The sequence below is a fragment of the Bradyrhizobium campsiandrae genome, assembly GCF_014529705.1.
Classification (GTDB): Bacteria; Pseudomonadota; Alphaproteobacteria; order Rhizobiales; family Xanthobacteraceae; genus Bradyrhizobium; species Bradyrhizobium campsiandrae.
Genome location: NZ_JAANIH010000377.1, coordinates 1 through 245, shown reverse-complemented (window position 1 = coordinate 245; position 245 = coordinate 1). Strand labels below are relative to the sequence as shown.

General features: G+C 69.8%; 1 pseudogene. It reads left to right on the top strand.

Features of this window, described 5'->3' with window-relative positions:
- Positions 1-131: pseudogene (locus G8O24_RS43515) on the top strand (LuxR C-terminal-related transcriptional regulator); the annotation flags it as partial.
- Positions 132-245 lie beyond the last annotated feature (114 nt).

The following is a 245-nucleotide window of genomic DNA, read 5'->3' as shown; positions in this document are numbered from 1 at the left end:
AGCGCGAGCGTGAAGTGCTGAGGCTGATCAGCGAGGGTTTTTCGAACAAGCAAGGCGCGCTGCGGATGCAGATCAGCCCGCGCACCTTCGAGAGTCATCGGGCCGAAGCGATGCGCAAGCTCGGCGCCCGCCTCGCGCGGCGCTGGCGGCACGCGCCCCGTCTTCAACGCGACATCTTCGGCGGTGGACGGCGCGGGCAGACCGCCCTTGTCCGGGCCGGCGAGCTGCTTGACCAGGCCGCAGAC